At 70.4% G+C, this 17,603-nt stretch carries 18 protein-coding genes; 14 read left to right on the top strand and 4 right to left on the bottom strand.

Annotated features, from left to right (window positions below):
- Nucleotides 1–436: DNA methyltransferase (locus ACFE86_RS14515; RefSeq protein WP_375456037.1), on the top strand; the 436-nt coding region annotated here is incomplete at its 5' end.
- A 23-nt stretch (nt 437–459) separates the two neighbouring features.
- Here ACFE86_RS14515 and mutY read toward each other — a convergent pair.
- Entirely contained in the window at nt 460–1,800 is a 1,341-nt protein-coding gene (mutY, locus tag ACFE86_RS14520; protein ID WP_375456038.1) for an A/G-specific adenine glycosylase, read from the bottom strand.
- Nucleotides 1,801–1,899: 99 nt separating this feature from the next.
- On the opposite strand from mutY, the gene ACFE86_RS14525 reads away from it, so the two are divergent.
- Nucleotides 1,900–2,382 (top strand): DUF721 domain-containing protein, encoded by a 483-nt coding sequence (locus tag ACFE86_RS14525; protein ID WP_375456039.1) that lies wholly within the window; start codon nt 1,900–1,902, stop codon nt 2,380–2,382.
- Nucleotides 2,383–2,445: 63 nt separating this feature from the next.
- Here ACFE86_RS14525 and ACFE86_RS14530 read toward each other — a convergent pair whose 3' ends face one another.
- The gene (locus tag ACFE86_RS14530) at nt 2,446–2,706 is read right to left on the bottom strand and encodes a hypothetical protein (RefSeq protein ID WP_375456040.1); all 261 of its coding nucleotides are present in this window, start codon (nt 2,704–2,706) and stop codon (nt 2,446–2,448) included.
- A gap of 270 nt (nt 2,707–2,976) precedes the next feature.
- Between ACFE86_RS14530 and ACFE86_RS14535 the strand changes: the two genes are divergently transcribed.
- The 6 genes from ACFE86_RS14535 to ACFE86_RS14560 all read left to right on the top strand — a co-directional run bounded on the left by ACFE86_RS14535 (nt 2,977) and on the right by ACFE86_RS14560 (nt 6,548).
- The gene (locus ACFE86_RS14535; protein WP_375456041.1) at nt 2,977–3,621 is read left to right on the top strand and encodes a thioredoxin domain-containing protein; all 645 of its coding nucleotides are present in this window, start codon (nt 2,977–2,979) and stop codon (nt 3,619–3,621) included.
- 194 nt (nt 3,622–3,815) lie between these two features.
- Nucleotides 3,816–4,196, top strand: a complete 381-nt coding sequence (locus ACFE86_RS14540; protein ID WP_375456042.1) for an AtpZ/AtpI family protein — start codon at nt 3,816–3,818, stop codon at nt 4,194–4,196.
- Between the two features lie 80 nt (nt 4,197–4,276).
- Nucleotides 4,277–5,062: a F0F1 ATP synthase subunit A gene (locus ACFE86_RS14545; protein WP_375456043.1), complete on the top strand. Its 786-nt coding sequence runs from the start codon at nt 4,277–4,279 to the stop codon at nt 5,060–5,062.
- Nucleotides 5,063–5,118: 56 nt separating this feature from the next.
- Complete coding sequence (locus ACFE86_RS14550) at nt 5,119–5,346, top strand: F0F1 ATP synthase subunit C (RefSeq protein ID WP_007566773.1); 228 nt, start codon at nt 5,119–5,121, stop codon at nt 5,344–5,346.
- A 115-nt stretch (nt 5,347–5,461) separates the two neighbouring features.
- The gene (locus ACFE86_RS14555; RefSeq protein WP_375456044.1) at nt 5,462–6,043 is read left to right on the top strand and encodes a F0F1 ATP synthase subunit B'; all 582 of its coding nucleotides are present in this window, start codon (nt 5,462–5,464) and stop codon (nt 6,041–6,043) included.
- Nucleotides 6,044–6,062: 19 nt separating this feature from the next.
- Nucleotides 6,063–6,548, top strand: coding sequence for an ATP F0F1 synthase subunit B (locus ACFE86_RS14560; RefSeq protein ID WP_375456053.1), 486 nt, complete (start codon nt 6,063–6,065; stop codon nt 6,546–6,548).
- A 117-nt stretch (nt 6,549–6,665) separates the two neighbouring features.
- Here ACFE86_RS14560 and ACFE86_RS14565 read toward each other — a convergent pair whose 3' ends face one another.
- Complete coding sequence (locus ACFE86_RS14565; protein ID WP_375456045.1) at nt 6,666–7,784, bottom strand: peptidyl-alpha-hydroxyglycine alpha-amidating lyase family protein; 1,119 nt, start codon at nt 7,782–7,784, stop codon at nt 6,666–6,668.
- A gap of 356 nt (nt 7,785–8,140) precedes the next feature.
- On the opposite strand from ACFE86_RS14565, the gene ACFE86_RS14570 reads away from it, so the two are divergent.
- The 5 genes from ACFE86_RS14570 (at nt 8,141) to ACFE86_RS14590 (ending at nt 15,520) form a co-directional block, all read left to right on the top strand.
- The gene (locus ACFE86_RS14570; RefSeq protein WP_375456046.1) at nt 8,141–9,067 is read left to right on the top strand and encodes an ABC transporter ATP-binding protein; all 927 of its coding nucleotides are present in this window, start codon (nt 8,141–8,143) and stop codon (nt 9,065–9,067) included.
- Complete coding sequence (locus ACFE86_RS14575) at nt 9,064–9,825, top strand: ABC transporter permease (protein ID WP_375456047.1); 762 nt, start codon at nt 9,064–9,066, stop codon at nt 9,823–9,825. The genes ACFE86_RS14570 and ACFE86_RS14575 overlap by 4 nt, the downstream gene beginning before the upstream one ends.
- A gap of 124 nt (nt 9,826–9,949) precedes the next feature.
- Nucleotides 9,950–11,356: an adenosylhomocysteinase gene (ahcY, locus tag ACFE86_RS14580; RefSeq protein ID WP_375456048.1), complete on the top strand. Its 1,407-nt coding sequence runs from the start codon at nt 9,950–9,952 to the stop codon at nt 11,354–11,356.
- A 323-nt stretch (nt 11,357–11,679) separates the two neighbouring features.
- On the top strand, nt 11,680–14,172 hold the full coding sequence (locus ACFE86_RS14585) for an ATP-binding protein (RefSeq protein ID WP_375456049.1): 2,493 nt from the start codon (nt 11,680–11,682) through the stop codon (nt 14,170–14,172).
- Nucleotides 14,173–14,287: 115 nt separating this feature from the next.
- Nucleotides 14,288–15,520 (top strand): MFS transporter, encoded by a 1,233-nt coding sequence (locus tag ACFE86_RS14590; protein WP_375456050.1) that lies wholly within the window; start codon nt 14,288–14,290, stop codon nt 15,518–15,520.
- Between the two features lie 8 nt (nt 15,521–15,528).
- Here ACFE86_RS14590 and ACFE86_RS14595 read toward each other — a convergent pair whose 3' ends face one another.
- Nucleotides 15,529–16,041 carry a hypothetical protein gene (locus tag ACFE86_RS14595; RefSeq protein ID WP_375456051.1) on the bottom strand — a complete coding sequence of 171 codons (513 nt, stop codon included), beginning with the start codon at nt 16,039–16,041 and terminating at the stop codon, nt 15,529–15,531.
- 419 nt (nt 16,042–16,460) lie between these two features.
- On the opposite strand from ACFE86_RS14595, the gene ACFE86_RS14600 reads away from it, so the two are divergent.
- On the top strand, nt 16,461–17,435 hold the full coding sequence (locus ACFE86_RS14600) for a GSU2403 family nucleotidyltransferase fold protein (protein WP_375456052.1): 975 nt from the start codon (nt 16,461–16,463) through the stop codon (nt 17,433–17,435).
- Nucleotides 17,436–17,603 lie beyond the last annotated feature (168 nt).

Raw genomic sequence — 17,603 nt, forward strand, 5'->3', positions numbered from 1 at the left:
CGGCACCGGCACCACCGGCGCGGTGGCCAAGCGCCTCGGCCGCCGCTTCATCGGCTGCGAGCGCGACGCCGGCTACGCCGAGGCCGCGCGCCGGCGGATCGCTTCCGTCGAGCCGCTGTCGCAGGCGGCCCTCCTGGTCGCCCCGACCAGGCGCGCCGAGCCGCGGGTGCCGTTCCTCGGCGTGGTCGAGGCCGGCCACCTCAAGGCCGGCGACGTGCTCACCGACGAGCGCCGCCGCTTCAAGGCCACCGTGCGGCCCGACGGGCAACTCGGCGCCGGCCCGGTGATCGGCTCGATCCACAAGATCGGCGCCCTGGTGCAGGGGCTGCCGGCCTGCAACGGCTGGACCTTCTGGCACGCCGAGCGCGGCGGCCGGCTGGTGGTGATCGACGATTATCGCACCAAGCTGCGGGCGGTGATGGCGGCGGCGGGCTGAACGCGCGGCTGGGCGCGGCGCGATTACCGCTTCCGGGCGGCCCCCGGCCGCTTGGCCGCCGAACGTCCCGGCTTCCGCGGCGGGACGGGGCCCGCCGCCACCTCGTCCTCGAACGTCTCGTCCATCTCCGTGGGCTCGGGCTTCGGCACGACCCGTGCCGCCGGCTTCGGCACCGGGCGGAAGCGCGGAGCCGGCGGCGGGTCGGGGAGCGAGACCGCTTCCTCGATGGCGGCAAGCAGCGGCATCGGCGGCGGCTCGCGCTTGGGGCGGCCGCGCGGCTTCTCCGCCTCCGGTTTCGGGTCGAAGGCGTGCGCCAGCACCTTGCGCATCACGCCCGGCAGCGGCTCGTCGCCGAGCTCGCGCCGGGGCGTGAAGCGCAGGCCGGCCGGCGCCTGCGTCGACAGGGCGACGCGGGCGAGGAACACCGTCAGCTCCAGCGGGAAATGCGTGAAGCCGTGGCGGACGAGCCCCGGCAGGCGCTTCCAGCGCGCGTCGAGCGGCGCGTCGAGGAGCGCGCCGGCCGGGTCGTAATCCGGACTCCACGGGCTCATCGGCGGCTCGGCCATGCTGCCGAGCAGCCCTTCCGCCGGGCGCGTGCGCAGCAGGACGGCCTCGTCGCCGGTTCGCACCACCACGAAGGCGGCGCCGCGCCGCAACGCCCCCTTCGCCACCCGGACCTTGCGCGGGAACGTCTCCTGCGTCCCCGCCCGCCGCGCGCGGCAGGCCGCCATCCACGGGCAGAGCGCGCAGGCCGGGCGCCTGGGCGTGCAGATCGTGGCGCCGAGGTCCATCACCGCTTGCGCGAAGTCGCCGGGCCGGTCGGCGGGCACCAGGCCTTGCGTCGCCCGCCGGATCTCCGGCCGGGCGCCGGGCAGCGGCGCTTCGATCGCGAACACCCGCGTCACCACCCGCTCGACGTTGCCGTCCACCGCGGCCTCCGGCCGGTCGAAGGCGATCGCGGCGACCGCGCCCGCGGTGTAGGCGCCGATGCCGGGCAGCTTGCGCAATCCGTCGAGGGTGTCCGGGAAGGCGCCGGCGGCAGCCACCGCCTTGGCGCAGGCGTGGAGGTTGCGCGCGCGGGAATAATAGCCGAGCCCGGCCCAGGCCGCCATCACCGCCTCCTCCGGCGCGGCGGCGAGCGCCGCCACATCCGGGAAGCGGGCGAGGAACCGCTCGAAATAGGGTCTGACCGCCGCGATCGTTGTCTGCTGCAGCATCACCTCCGAGAGCCAGACCCGGTAGGGATCGGGCCGCGCGCCGGGCAGCGCCCGCCAGGGCAGGACGCGGCGGTGCCGGTCGTACCAGACCAGGAGGTCGGCGGCCTTGGGGTCGAGGGCCTCGGGGGGCGGTTCGATCGCGGGCATCGGGGCAGGCATAGCCGCAGGCGGCGTGGGCCGAAAGCACTCCCTTTGGCCCCCGCGTTGCGCTATCCTCCCGGTCTAACGCGGCGGGAGACTCGAGCGATGGCGCGCGTCAAACCGTTGGCGGACCTGATCGAGGGCTGCATCGGGCCGGCCTTCGCGGCGCAGGGCTTCGCCTCGACCGACATCCTCGCCGCCTGGCCCGACATCGTCGGCGAGCGGCTCGCCAGGGTCTGCCGCCCCTCGAAGCTCGAATGGCCGCGCCGCAGGCGCAAGGCCGAGGACGCGCCTGATTCCGGCACCCTCGTGGTGCGGGTCGAGGGCGTGTTCGCGATCGAGCTGCAGCACCTCGCGCCGGTGGTGATCCAGCGCATCAACGCCCATTACGGCTGGGCCTGCGTCGGCCGCCTCGTGCTGCAGCAGGACCGGGTCGGGCGCACGGCGCGCCGGGCGGCGGAAGCCACGGTCGATCCGGCGCGGCGCGGCGAGGTCGCGCTCGCGGTCTCGCGGATCGAGCATGACGGCCTGCGCGAGGCCCTCGACCGGCTCGGCCTCGCGATCGTCGCCACCGCGCCGAAGCGGTGAGAGAGCCGTTGGATCGAACCGGCTGGCCCGCGGATCGGAAGCCGCGGGCTCGCGTCCCTCGGCTCAGAAGAACCGGTAGAAACGGCGGTGATAGTAGTGTCGGCGGTAGTAGCGCGGCCGGTAATAGGACCGACGACGATAGAAGCGCGGACGGTAGTACCTGCGGCGATAGGAGCGCCGATAGTAATACGCCGGTTCGACGGCGGGTTTCGGCATCGCCGCCGTGATGCCGGCAGCTCCGGGCGGCGCCGCCTCGGCCGGTGGTGCCGCGAAGAAGCCTATTCCGAAACATACGCACAAGGCGAGTATTGCTTTCCGCAGCATGCATCCCTCCTCGATTCGCGGCGGCCTTCCGAACACGATTCGATGTTCGGATTATTCCGCCACACACGGTGTATTTTTAATCGATTTCTTCTGTCAAGCGGTCAATGGGCCGGCGACGGTCGATGGTCGTCCGCAGGATTTCGGAGCGGCACGGCGATGACGGACCGCGTCGCCGCATCCGCGCGCGGGAGGGCATCTCCAGTCTTGCCACGGTGCGCCCGCGCGGCTACCGCATCGGGGAGGCACGGAACGCGGAAGGCAGCCACGGCCATGATCACCCGGCGCGACGCTTTGAAAGCCACGGGCCTCGCCATCGGCGCCGCCCTCATCCTGCCGAAGCTCTCGCTGCCGGCCTTCGCCGAGGGCGTCCCGGTCGAGGGCCTGATGCAGCCGGGGCCGCTCGGCGACGTCTGGCTCGGGCCGAAGAACGCCAAGGTGACGATCGTCGAGTACGCCTCGATGACCTGCTCGCACTGCGCCGCCTTCCACCGCACGACCTATCCGACGCTGAAGGAGCGTTACATCGACGCCGGCAAGGTGCGCTTCACCCTGCGCGAGTTCCCGCTCGACCCGCTCGCCACCGCCGCCTTCATGCTGGCGCGCTGCGAGGGTGACGCGAAATACTATCCCATCACCGACCTGCTGTTCGACCAGCAGCCGGCCTGGGCCTTCACCCAGAAGCCCGTCGACGCACTGGAGCAGATGCTGCGCCAGGCCGGCTTCTCGAAGGAGAAGTTCGAAGCCTGCCTCAAGGACCAGAAGCTCTACGCCGGCGTCAACAGCGTGAAGCAGCGCGGGCTCGACACCTTCAAGATCGATTCGACGCCGACTTTCTTCATCAACGGCGAGCGCTACACCGGCGAGATGACGGTCGAGGGCCTGGAGAAGGTGATCAAGCCGATCCTCGGCGCCTGAGAAAAACGATCGCCCGGCGCCGCGCGACGCGTTCCGCGCAGGGCCGGCCCGGACGTGATTTGTTCAATGCCGGGAACGATTTAAGCTCGGCTTTTCCCGCCTTGACACCCAGGGGGCGCAAAACTATGGTGCGCCGCGCTCGAAGGAGGCATCCCGGCCGGTTCCCGATCCTCTCGCCGATGTGAGTTCTCGCCGTGAGCGGCAACGACGCAGGGGACGAGGGGGACAAGGGCTCGGCCACGCCGCCCGACAGCGAACTCTCCGCGAGGCTCCGCCGTCTCGGGACGCAGATCGAACGGAAGCGGCCTCCGGCCTCTCCCGCTCACTCGCCGCGTTCGGAGTCGTCTGGTTCTCCGTCCTCCCTCGGGCAGGCGATGACGCTCTCCACGGAGTTCGTCGCCGGCGTGATCGCGGGGGGCGTGCTCGGCTGGATTTTCGATCGGGTGCTCGGGACGAAGCCCTGGGGCCTGATCGTTCTCCTGATGCTGGGCTTCGTCGCGGGCGTCTTCAACGTGATGCGGGCGTCGGGTTTCTCCGGAGCCCGTTCCGGACGGGACACCCCGCGGGATCCGTGAGGGCGACCGGTGTTTTGTGAAACGACGACCGGACCGGCCATGCGGGCCGCCGGCGACGACACGCGAGGACGGAAGACGGCATGGCGGCCAGTATCGACCCGGCGCATCAGGTCGCGTTGCGACCGGACCCGATCCATCAGTTCGAGCTCAAGTCGATCCTGCCGTTCGGGCATCTCGGCAACCAGGAACTCGCGTTCACGCAGTCTGCGCTGTACATGTTCGCCGCCGTCGGCGTCATCGCGCTGCTGACGATCGTGGCGACCGCCGGTCGCTCGGTGGTGCCGGGCCGGATGCAGTCGCTGGCCGAGATCGTCTACGAGTTCATCGCCGACACGCTGCACCAAGCCACCGGCGACGGGGGCAGGCGTTTCCTGCCGCTGGTGTTCTCGCTGTTCATGTTCGTGCTGATCCTCAACCTGTTCGGCATGATCCCCTACGCGTTCGCGGTCACCAGCCACCTCGTCGTCACCTTCGGGCTCGCCGCGCTGGTGATCGCGGTGGTGGTGATCTACGGGGTGATGAAGCACGGCGCGCACTTCTTCGGCCTGTTCGTGCCGTCCGGCGTGCCCAAGCCGCTGTTGGCGCTGCTCGTTCCGATCGAGGTGATCTCGTTCATCTCGCGCCCGATCAGCCTGTCGGTGCGCCTGTTTGCCAACGTGCTCGCCGGCCACATCGCGATGAAGATCTTCGCGTTCTTCGTCGTCGGCCTGCTTTCCGCCGGCGCCTGGAGCGTGCTATCGCCCCTCCCGCTGTTCCTGACGATCGCGCTGACGGCCCTCGAATTCCTCGTGGCGGTGCTTCAGGCCTACGTCTTCGCGACGTTGACGGCGATCTACCTCAACGATGCCCTTCACCCCGGCCACTGACGGCCGGCTCCACCTGCGGCACACGACGCACTCTCAAGACACTTCAGGAGTTTTCTATGGATCCCGTCGCTGCGAAGTACATCGGCGCCGGCCTCGCCTGCCTCGGCATGGCCGGCGCGGGCATCGGCCTCGGCAACCTGTTCGGCCAGTTCCTGGCAGGCGCCCTTCGCAACCCCTCGGCCGCCGACGGCCAGCGCGCCACGCTGCTCCTCGGCTTCGCGCTGACGGAGGCGCTCGGCATCTTCTCGCTGCTGATCGCCCTGCTCCTGCTGTTCGCCGTCTGATCGAGGCCGACTCCGCCGCCGCGCGCTTCGTGCCGCGGCGGCCGATCCCGAACGGCGCGCGCTCCGCTGTCGAGCCCGGGCCCTCCATCGCTTTCAAGGTCATACGGACGGGGCCATGGCGCAGCCGAATTCCCTCACCACACCGCCGCCCGGCTCGGACGTCCACATGGTCCCGGCCGGTGCCGCGGAGCCGGCGCACGTCGCTGCCTTCCCGCCCTTCGAGACGCACACCTTCCTCGCGCAGCTCATCTGGCTCGCGCTGGCCTTCGGCCTGCTCTACTGGCTGATGGACAAGGTCGCCCTGCCCCGCATCCAGGGCATCCTGCATGATCGCTCCGCGCGGCTCGCCGCCGACCTCGACCAGGCCCAGGCGATGAAGACGGAGGCCGATGCCGCCGGCGAGGCTTATGCGAAGTCGCTCCGCGACGCGCAGGGCAAGGCCCGCGAGATCGCGCAGGGCACCCGCAACGACCTCGCGGCCGCCGCCGAGACCCGGCGCAAGGCACTCGAAGCTGAGCTCAACCGGAAGATCGCTGCCTCCGAGGCGACGATCCAGGACCGGACGCGGGAGGCCATGGGCAGCGTCCGCGCGATCGCCGGCGAGACCGCCGCGGCGATCGTCGAGCGGCTCACCGGCCAGGCACCGGATCAGGCGAGCCTCGAGCGTGCCCTCGATTCCACCGCGACCGCGCACTGAGACGGAAGAACCGATCATGTTGATGACAGCGGAGTTCTGGGTCGCGGTCGCCTTCGTCGTCTTCATGGCGATCGTCTGGAAGGTCGGCGGCTTCGGGATCATGACCAAAGGTCTCGACGGGCGCGCGACCCGGGTCCGCCACGAGCTCGACGAGGCCAAGCGCCTGCGCGAGGAGGCCGCCGCGGTGCTCGCCGACTACAAGCGCCGCCGCACGGAAGCCGAGCGCGAGGCCGAGACCATCATCGCCGGTGCCCGCGCGGAGGCCGAGCGCGCCGCGGCGGAAGGCCATCAGCGCCTCGAGGACTTCATCGCTCGCCGCACCAGGGCCGCCGAGACCAAGATCGCCCAGGCCGAGGCCAAGGCGCAGGCCGAGGTCCGCGCCGCCGCGGCGGATGCCGCAGTAAAGGTCTCCGAGACGATCCTGCGCGAGCGCATGCAGGGCGATGCCGCCCAGGCGCTGGTCCGCTCCAGCCTCGGCGAGGTCCGGACCCGCATGCGGGCCTGAACCGTCGCACCGACGGGGAACGATCGAGCCGCCCCCGGGCGGCTTTTTCGTGCGTCGAAGCGCGCGGTCGTTCGTCCCGCCGTGGGCCACGACCGCGACGCCGGACGATACCCGCGCTCAGGGATGCAGCACGAGCTTCTGCGGCCGCCAGTTGAGCAGTTCGCCGACGTAGAGCTCGTTCTCGGACGGGCACGCGATCTCGTGAATCCAGCCGAACTGCTTGAGCTGCTTGCCGGTCTCGCCGAGCACGCCGAGGACCTTTCCGTCGAGGGACAGCTTGTAGATCCGACCGGGGAACGCGTCGGCGACGTAGAGCACCTGGTTCGGCGCCGGCGTGATGCACAGCGCCCAGGGCGCGCCCGGCGTGAACAGGTCCGGCGCCTTGGGGTCCCTGTCCCTGGCCGGCTTTCCGCGGATGATCGCGCGGGCCTTCTCGTAGTCGAACGGGACGTCGATCTTGATGATCCGTTCGATCCTGCCTGCCGTGTCCATCACCTGAATCCGGGCGTTGCCGCGGTCGGCGACGTAGATCCGATCCTCGGCGTCCGAGGCGATCGAATGCAGGGTGCGGAACTGGCCGGCTTCGGTGCCGTAGCTGCCGAAGGAGGCGACCCAGTTGCCGTCCTTGTCGATCTTCGCGACGCGGGAATTGATGTAGCCGTCGCTGATGTAGGCGTTGCCAGCCTTGTCCCAGGCGACGTCGGTGACCTGCCGGAACTGGCCCTGGACCGGCGGCAGCGGCGGCATCGGATGCTTCCAGGGCTCGGCGGTGTCGTCCGAGGCCTCGGTCTTGCGGCCCCACACCATCGCCACCCGTCCGTCGGGACGGAACTTCACGACCATGTCGGAGCCCTTGTCCATCACCCAGATGTTGTCCTGCGAATCGACGCGGACAACGTGGGCGTAGGACCACGCGTAGAGCCCCTTGCCGATCTCGCGGAGGAATTTCCCGTCCGGTCCGAATTCGAGGAGCTGGGCCGCCGCCGCTCCGTAGGCCGGCCCCTTCGTGCCGCCGCGCGACAGGATGAAGACGTGCTTGGCCGAGTTGACCGCGATGCCCGCGACCTCGCCGAAATGGATGTCGGGCGGAAGCGCGAGGAAATCGGGCACCGACTCGTAGGCGATCTCGGGGACCGGCCTGGAGCCGGTCGCCGCTCCGTTGTCCTGCGTTCGCGCGACCGTCGCGGACAGGACCAGGGCCAGGGCTGCGGCGGCGACCGGAAGGGAGTGTTTCATCGATGTTTCCTCGTCGGCATGGGCGCTTTGGCCAGCGGACTTTGCCGAGCCGGACACTGGATGCGTGTCCGCGGACTGTCCAACCGTTCCATCGGTCCCGCGGGAACGTCGCGCCGCATCTGTCATCGCGGCTGCGGGATTCGCGCCTGCGATCCGTGAACAGGCCGGGCGGCGTTGCGGTCCGACCGACCGCGCACCTGGGCCGCCCGCGGTTCGGCGCCCATCCGCCCGTGTGCCGTTCGACGCGAGCCCGCGCTGCGCGCGCCGGCATCGCCTGGCGGGCCGGCGCCGACGTGCTATAGGCGCGGCCCTCTCCGCATCGCTGCGGGACCGGACACCTTCCGCCACGGGCCACGATGCCGCCGATCATCACCATCGCGAACCTGTCGAAGACCTACGTCTCCGGTCTCTCGGCGCTCAAGGCCGTCGACCTCACGATCGCCCGCGGCGAGATCTTCGCGCTCCTCGGACCGAACGGCGCCGGCAAGTCGACGCTGATCAACATCGTCTGCGGCATCGTCACCCCGAGCACCGGCACGGTGACGGTCGACGGCCACGACATCGCGACCGGCTATCGCGGCGCGCGCCGGGCGATCGGCCTCGTCCCGCAGGAACTCACCACCGACGCCTTCGAGACCGTGCGGAACACGGTGAGCTTCACCCGCGGCCTGTTCGGGCTGGGGAAGGACCCCGCGCATATCGAGCGGGTGCTGCGCGACCTCTCGCTCTGGGAGAAGCGCGACGCCCGGCTGATGACGCTGTCGGGCGGCATGAAGCGCCGCGTGCTCATCGCCAAGGCGCTCGCGCACGAGCCCAAGGTCCTGTTCCTCGACGAGCCCTCGGCCGGCGTCGACGTGGAACTGCGCCAGGACATGTGGCGCTTGGTGCGGCGCCTGCGCGACCAGGGTGTCACCGTGATCCTCACCACGCACTACATCGAGGAGGCCGAGGAGATGGCCGACCGGATCGGCGTGATCCGGGGCGGCGCGATCATCCTCGTCGAGGAGAAGGCCGAGCTGATGCGCAAGCTCGGCAAGAAGCACCTCACGCTCCAGCTCCAGGCGCCGCTTTCCGCCCTCCCCCCGTCCCTGGCCGGCCGCGACCTCGAACTCGCGTCCGGGGGCCAGGACCTCGTCTACACCTACGACACGAAGGCCGAGCGCACCGGCATCACCGGCCTGCTCACGGATCTTGCCGCCGCCGGCATCGGCTTCACCGACCTGCGGACCGACCAGTCCTCGCTCGAGGACATCTTCGTCGACCTAGTCCGGGAGCGCACATGAACTGGCCCGCGGTTCAGGCGATCTACCGCTTCGAGATGAGCCGGTTCTGGCGCACGGCGATGCAGAGCATCCTCGCGCCGGTGATCTCGACCGCGCTCTATTTCGTGGTGTTCGGCGCGGCGATCGGCGCGCGCATGAGCGAGGTCGACGGCGTGCCCTACGGGCTGTTCATCGTGCCCGGCCTCGTCATGCTGTCGTTGCTGACGCAGAGCATCAGCAACGCCTCGTTCGGCATCTACTTCCCGCGGTTTGCCGGCACGATCTACGAGATCCTGTCCGCGCCGATCTCGCCGCTGGAGGTGGTGCTCGGCTTCGTGGGCGCTGCCGCCTCGAAGTCGATCCTGATCGGGCTGATCATCTTAGGCACCGCGGCGCTGTTCGTGCCGCTGCGGATCGAGCATCCCGTCTGGATGCTCGCCTTCCTCGTGCTGACGGCGGTGACCTTCAGCCTGTTCGGCTTCGTCATCGGGCTGTGGGCCGACGGATTCGAGAAGCTGCAACTCGTGCCGCTGCTCATCGTCACGCCGCTGACCTTCCTCGGCGGCAGCTTCTACGCCATCGCGATGCTGCCGCCGTTCTGGCAGGCGGTCAGCTTCGCCAACCCGGTGGTCTACCTGATCAGCGGCTTCCGCTGGGCCTTCTTCGGCACGGCGGACGTGGCCATCGGCATCAGCCTCGCGATGACGGGGCTGTTCCTGGCGATCTGCCTCGGCCTCGTCGCCTGGATTTTCCGGACCGGCTACCGGCTGAAGAGCTGATTCTCCGGCCTGTGATGGGGCCTGCGCAAAAATCGCATAAAGACATCTTTATGTCTTGATTGCTTCGTATCCACCGCTCTGCTAGTCGTCTCGCCCGAGGGCGTAGGCGCCAGACACGGAGCGGATGCACATGGCCACGGATTACATCGTCAAGGACATCGCCCTGGCCGATTACGGCCGCAAGGAGATCTCGATCGCCGAGACCGAGATGCCGGGCCTGATGGCCACGCGCGAGGAGTACGGCCCGTCGCAGCCCCTGAAGGGCGCCAAGATCGCCGGCTCGCTGCACATGACGATCCAGACCGCGGTGCTGATCGAGACCCTGAAGGCGCTCGGCGCCGACATCCGCTGGGTCTCGTGCAACATCTACTCGACCCAGGACCACGCGGCGGCCGCGATCGCGGCGGCCGGCATCCCGGTCTTCGCGATCAAGGGCGAGACGCTTGAGGATTACTGGAACTACACCGCCAAGCTGTTCGACTGGCACGGCGGCGGCATGCCGAACATGATCCTCGACGACGGCGGCGACGCGACGATGTTCGTCCACCTGGGGCTCCGCGCCGAGAACGGCGACACCGCCTTCCTCGACAAGCCGGAATCCGAGGAGGAGGAGATCTTCTTCGCGCTCCTGAAGAAGACGCTCAAGGGGAAGCCGAAGGGGTGGTTCGCCGGCCTCGCCGATTCGATCAAGGGCGTCTCCGAGGAGACCACCACCGGCGTCCACCGCCTCTACAACCTCGCGCGTGAGGGCAAGCTGCTCTTCCCAGCGATCAACGTGAACGACGCCGTCACCAAGTCGAAGTTCGACAACCTCTACGGCTGCCGCGAGTCGCTCGTCGACGGCATCCGCCGCGGCACCGACGTGATGATGGCCGGCAAGGTCGCCATGGTCGCGGGCTTCGGCGACGTCGGCAAGGGCTCGGCCTCCTCGCTCCGCCACGCCGGCTGCCGCGTGCTGGTGTCGGAGGTCGATCCGATCTGCGCGCTCCAGGCCGCCATGGAAGGCTACGAGGTCGTGACGATGGAGGACGCCGCGCCGCGGGCCGACATCTTCGTCACCGCCACCGGCAACAAGGACATCATCACGCTCGAGCACATGCGCGCGATGAAGGACCGGGCGATCGTCTGCAACATCGGCCACTTCGACAACGAGATTCAGGTCGCCGGCCTGAAGAACATGCGGTGGTCGAACATCAAGCCGCAGGTGGACGAGATCACCTTCCCCGACGGCCACCGCATCATCCTGCTGTCGGAGGGGCGCCTGGTGAACCTCGGCAACGCGACCGGGCACCCGTCCTTCGTGATGTCGGCCTCGTTCACCAACCAGACGCTCGCCCAGATCGAGCTGTGGACCAACCCCGGCAAGTACGAGCGTCAGGTCTACACCCTGCCCAAGGCGCTCGACGAGAAGGTGGCGATGCTCCACCTCGACAAGATCGGCGTGAAGCTCTCCAAGCTCAGCTCCGAGCAGGCCGCCTATATCGGCGTCGGCGAGAGCGGCCCGTTCAAGCCCGACCATTACCGCTACTGAGGTCGCGCCCGCGCCGTCCCTGCGCTCCGAGACCGATGCGAGTGAGCCCGGCGGCGACGCCGGGCTCACTTCGTTTTGTCAAGGGCCTTCCGTCGTCGCGACTGTGTCTTCTGTGTGCCGATCGGGCGCGACCTGCCGGCATGCGGCGACCATCGCGGGAATCCCCCTTCCGGCGCGATTCCGGGCCGCGCTACACTCGGTTCGATTCATCAGGCCGGACGCCTCGTCGCCTCCGGGAACGGCCGTGTGCGGGAACGGTGCTGGGCGTGCCGCGCGGCCGGCTGGGTCGGCCTGCTCGACGGTTTTTGGAGGCGGGACGGATCATGGGAGTCGAACGGACGGCGCGGGGATGGCCCCGCGCCGGCGCTCTCTTCGTCGCGTCCGCCGGCCTGCCCGGTCCGTCCGTCGCGGCGAGCTCTGATGCTGCCGGCCTGGGGTTCGGCTCGCCGATGCACAACGTCGCCGCCGCCGCGATTTTCGGCGGCCTCGTCGCCTTCGCGACCATCCTCGCCCTGCTTCACCTCTACGAGCGTGCGCGCTGGATCCGGCGCGAACGCGAGCTGGCGGCGGCGCTGGACGTGCTGAGCGGCGCCCACGACCGGGCCGAGATGCTGCTCGCCGCCGAGCGCCAGATCATCGTGACCTGGGACGGGCGCAGCGAGCCGGTGATCGAGGGCGATGCCGGCCTCGCCTTCGACACCGCGCGCCCGGCGGCCGGCTCGGCCCGCCGCGTCCTCGCCTTCGGCACGTGGCTGGTGCCCGCCGACGCGGAGGCGGTCGAGGCCGCCATCGAGGCCCTGCGCAGCCGCGGTTCCAGCTTCCGCATGACCCTGCGCGGCCAGTCCGGCCGCAGCATCGAGGCAGAAGGCCAGGCGGTGGCCGGCCGCGCGCTGCTGCGCCTGCGCGAGACCACCGAGGACCGCCGCCGGATCTCGGAACTGCGCGAGACCCTGGACGACGCCCGCCGCGGCCTGTCGGCGCTGGCCGGCCTCCTCGACGCGATCCCGCAGCCGGTCTGGCGGCGCAACCGCGAGGGCGGCCTGGCCTGGGTCAACACCGCCTACGTCGCCGCCGTCGAGGGCGGGACGCGCGAAGACACGCTCCAGGCCGGTATCGAACTGCTCGATCGGCCCGCCCGCGAAATGATCGCCCGCGACGACGGCCCTCGTCGCCCGGGCGCCCGGCCGGCGCTCCGCCTCTCCGCCGTCGTGGCCGGCGGCCGGCGCATCCTCGACGTCACCGAGACCGCGCTGGAAGGCGGGCGCGTCGGAATCGCCGTCGACGTCTCCGAGCTGGAGAGCATCCGGGCCGACCTGCAGCGGCAGATGGACGCGAACGTCCGCACCCTCGACCAGTTGCCGACGGCGGTGGCGATGTTCGATGCCGGCCAGCGGCTGATCTTCCACAACGCCGCCTACCGGCTGCTCTGGGACCTCGACGCCGCCTTCCTCGACGGCCGTCCCCTGGACGGCGAGATCCTCGACCACCTGCGCGCCGCGCGGAAGCTGGAGGAGCACGCCGACTTCCGGAGCTGGAAGCAGGGCGTGCTCGCCGCCTACCGTGCCGCGGAGGCGAACCCCGCGTGGTGGTACCTGCCCGACGGCCGGACGCTGCGCGTGCTCGCCGAGCCGAACCCGCAAGGGGGCCTGACCTACCTGTTCGACGACGTCTCCGACCGGATGAAGCTCGAATCGCGCTACAACGCCCTGATGCGGGTCCAGGCCGAGACGCTGGACACCCTGAAGGAGCCAGTGGCGGTGTTCGGCGCGGACGGGCGCCTCACCTTCGCCAACCGCGCCTTCGCCACCGCCTGGCGCCTGGATGCCGCCACGCTGGACGCGCGCCCCCATGTCGAGGCGGTGATCGAAGCCTGCCGGACGCTGGCCCCGGCCGAGGAGCCCTGGCTCGATATCCGCGATGCGGTCGTCGGCCTCGAATCGCGCACCGGCCTCGCCTGCCGGCTCGAGGTGGTCGACGGCACCGTGCTCGACTGCGCCGCCCAGCCCCTGCCGGAGGGCGCGACGCTGATCACCCTGATCGACGTGACCGCGAGCGTGAACGTCGAGCGGGCGCTGACCGAGAAGAACGACGCGCTGGAGAAGGCGGCGCAACTGCGCGACACCTTCGTCCACCACGTCTCCTACGAATTGCGCTCGCCGCTCACCAACATCATCGGCTTCACCCAGCTCCTCGGCGACGAGACGGTGGGCGCGCTCAACGCCCGGCAGCGCGAGTATTCCGAGCACATCATGCGCTCGTCCGGCGCGCTGCTGGTGATCATCAACGACATCCTCGACCTCGCCTCGATCGATGCCGGCTCGCTGGAGCTCGAGCGCGAGACCGTGGACGTGCAGGCGACCATCGCGGCGGCGCTGCTCGGGATCGAGGACCGGCTCGCGGAATCCGGCCTCGCCCTCGCCCTCGACGTGCCCGACGACATCGGCAGCGTCTTCGTCGACGGCAAGCGCGTCCGCCAGATCCTGTTCAACCTGATGTCGAACGCCGTCGGCTTCTCCAGCCCCGGCCAGAGCATCGCGGTGCGGGCCCGCCGGACGTCGACGGAGCTGGTCCTCAGCGTGCGCGACGAGGGCCGCGGCATGCCGCCGGAGGTCGCCGCGCACGTGTTCGACCGCTTCGAGAGCCACACGCTGGGCACCCGCCACCGCGGCGTGGGGCTCGGCCTCTCGATCGTGCGCTCGTTCGTCGAGCTGCACGGGGGCCGCGTCGCGCTCGAGACCAAGCCCGGCTCCGGCACCTGCGTCCGTTGCACCTTCCCGATCGTCGAGCCGGAACCGCAGGTGCGGGCGGCCGAATAGCGGAGTTCGTCCCGGCCTGCCTCGCCGCGACGGAGACTCGGCCGATCCGGGCGAAGGCCCGCGCGCGTCGCGCTTCCGGCTTGACCGCCCCGTCCCGGCCGGTCAGCACCGGGCGATGTCTTCGACCGCATCCACCGGCTGGACCGTCTTCCGCAACCGCGACTTCCGCCGGTTCGGGACCGCCCGCTTCCTCACCGGCCTCGCCTACCAGATGCAGGCGGTGGCGCTCGGCTGGTTCGTCTACGACCTGACGCGCTCGGCGCTGGCGCTGGGGCTCGTCGGGCTGGCGGGCTTCCTGCCGGCGATGCTGGCCTCGCTCGTCACCGGCCACGTCGCCGATACCTACGACCGGCGCCGCGTGGCCGCCGCCGCCTTCGCGGTGCAGGCGATCACGAGCGCCGCGCTGCTGGCCTATGCCGGGAGCGGCGCGGGCGCGGTCTGGCCGGTCTACGGCTTGGTCGTGCTGATCGGGACGGCGCGCGCCTTCGCCAACCCCGCGCTTCAGGCGCTGCTGCCGACCCTGGTGCCGCGCGACCTGTTCGGCCCGGCGATCGCCTGGAACGCCTCGCTCTGGCAGAGCGCCTCGGTGCTCGGGCCCGCGCTCGGCGGCTTCCTCTATGCGTTGGGCCCGGCGGCGGTGTTCGGTTCCGCCGGCGCGAGCTTTGCCCTGGCGAGCTTCGCCACCGCGGCGATCCGCTTCCGGCCGGCCCCCGTCGCCGAGCGGCCGCCGGTGACCTGGGCGACGCTGTCGGCCGGCCTCGGCTACATCCGTGCGCATCCGGTGGTGCTCGGCGCGATCAGCCTCGACCTGTTCGCGGTGCTGCTCGGTGGCGCTACCGCCCTGCTGCCGATCTTCGCCGCCGAGGTGCTCCATGTCGGCCCCCTCGGCCTCGGGGCGCTGCGCAGCATGCCGGCGCTCGGCGCCGTGCTGACGGCGGTGGTGCTGGCCTACCGGCCCCTGCGCCGGCATGCCGGCGTGCGGATGCTGCGGGCGGTGGCTTTGTTCGGCCTCGCGACCCTGGTGTTCGGCCTCTCGACCTCGCTGCCTCTGTCGATGGCCTGCCTGTTCGTCACCGGCGCCGCCGATATGATCAGCGTCTACGTGCGCCAGACTTTCGTCCAGGGCGAGACCCCGGACGCGATGCGCGGGCGCGTCTCGGCGGTCAACACCGTCTTCATCGGCGCCTCGAACGAACTCGGCGAGTTCGAGTCCGGCACGCTGGCCGCGCTGGTCGGCGCAGTCCCCGCGGTGGTCGCGGGCGGCGCCGCGACGGTGCTCGTCGCGGTGCTGTGGGGGCGGCTCTTCCCGGCGCTGAAGGCGCGGGATCGCCTGCTGAAGGAGGGATAGGAAGCGCCTCAGACCCGCCGCCAGTTCGGCTGCGAGGGATCGACCCGCGTGTAGTTGACCGGTCCGATGCCGCAGATCGCGATGACGGCCGGCTCAGGGCCGTCGCGCACCACGCCGTCGTAATGCGGCGTGCCCGCCACGCGCCGCACGAAGCTGCCGGCCGGGACCGGCACGCAGGCCGCCGGATCGAAATCCGCGCCGCTGTTGCACCACCACACCCCGGACAGGACCATGCAGAACCGGTCCGTCGTGTAGGTGTGCGGGGCGCTCATGTAGCCCGGCCACCACCGCACGAGGGTGTAATACAGGCCGGTCGTGTTGATGTCTCCGGTCAGGGTGCAGCGGTCGACGCTGCGGTCCGGATACCCGGCCGAGGGAAGCCAGGGCAACGCGTCGGGACGCCGGACGATCGTCTGCTCGGGGTCGAGCGGGCTGGCCGACGCCTGCCCGAACGCGAACGGCAAGGCACCGAGGAGGGAGGCCGTCAGCAGGTCGCGTCGGCTCGCATGCGTGTCGGTCATGGCGCTCTCCACCCTTGGGCGACGGGGTGCATCGCCCCGGATCGCCTCAGCGCGGATGATCCCACCGTTGCGCACGCTTGGATAGGTGCCCCACGGGACGCGGCCACGACGGCGGGCGGCCGAGGTAGCTCATTCCGGCCCGGATGCAGGAGACGACCTCCGCCGAGGCGGCGCCGGGCTCGTTATCCCCTGACGGGCGGTATTGGCCAGCCAAGGGGATAACGCGTTTTCGCGAAGGCATTTATCGGTCGAAGAATGTCCGTTATCCCTTGGCTTCCGATTCAGCGTGAGAAGGGGACAACGCGTTGTCCTTCAGAGATTTGACGGGCGATCAGGGCCGCCAGACGATCGATTGTGAGCAGGCCTTCCTCGCGTACCGGACGACGCGGGCGGACCTCGATCGCCGGTTCGCGGGCTCGATGTCGTGGAAAACCGTCCGGGGTCGCGAATACCTCTATCGGAAGCAGCGCGGGGCCTGGAAATCCCTCGGGCCGCGCAGTCCGGAGACCGAGGCGGCGCATCGGCAATTCCACGTCGGCCGTGATCGTGGGCAGGACCGGCTCGCAGGGCTCACCAACCGCCTGGATGCGATGGCGCCGGTCAACCGCGCGCTGCAGCTCGGGCGCATGCCGATGATCGCGGCCAGGGTCCTGCGCGCCCTGTCCGGCGCACGATTGATCGGCCATGTCGTCGAGGTGGTCGGGACGAACGCCCTCTTCGCCTACGAGCGCCTCGCCGGCGTTCAGGTGGCCGGCGGCCATCCCGCGACGGAGGATGTCGATCTCCTGTTCGATGCGCGCCGGAGCCTGAGGCTGCTGACCTCGGACGTGGCCGCCTCGGGCGTCCTCGGCGTCCTGAAGAGGGTCGACGGCTCCTTCGAGATCGTCGGCCGCTCGGGGTTCCGTGCGGCGAACCGGGACGGCTACCTCGTCGACCTGATCATGCCGGCGCCCAAGGACCCGATGCGGATCGCGCCGCGAAGCCGGATCGGGTCTGCGCCGACCGACCTCCGTGCCGTCGAGATCGCGGGGCTGGCATGGCTCGTCAACGCGCCGAAAGTGGACGCCACGATCGTCGATGCGCGCGGATATCCGCTCGGGATCACGGTGCCCGATCCACGGGCCTTCGCGCTCCACAAATCCTGGCTCTCCGAAAGGCCCGACCGCGATCCGATCAAGCGGCAGCGCGATGCGGCCCAGGCGGACCTCGTGGCGAGGCTCGTCAGGACGCGCCTGCCGCACCTGTCGTTCACCGACCCCGCGCTGGCCGCCTTGCCGCAGGCGTTGCGCGATCGTGCGCCGGCCCTGGCAGGAGATGCACTTGCAGGAGATGCACTTGCAGGAGAAGCCCTCGCGACGGTCGGTCGGAACAGGAGGCTCGAACCCGACTGGTAGCCGGCCCCGCCCCCTTCGCGGACGACCTCCCCCGACGCTACCGGCCCGCCAGCAGCGGCGACCAGGTCGGGTCCGACGCGTAGGACGGCGTCGGCACCGGCTGCTCGACACGCCCGGTGATGTCGACCATGTAGAGCTTGCCGCCGCCCTGGCCGCCGGGATCGCGGA

The sequence above is a fragment of the uncultured Methylobacterium sp. genome (assembly GCF_964244095.1).
Lineage (GTDB): Bacteria > Pseudomonadota > Alphaproteobacteria > Rhizobiales > Beijerinckiaceae > Methylobacterium.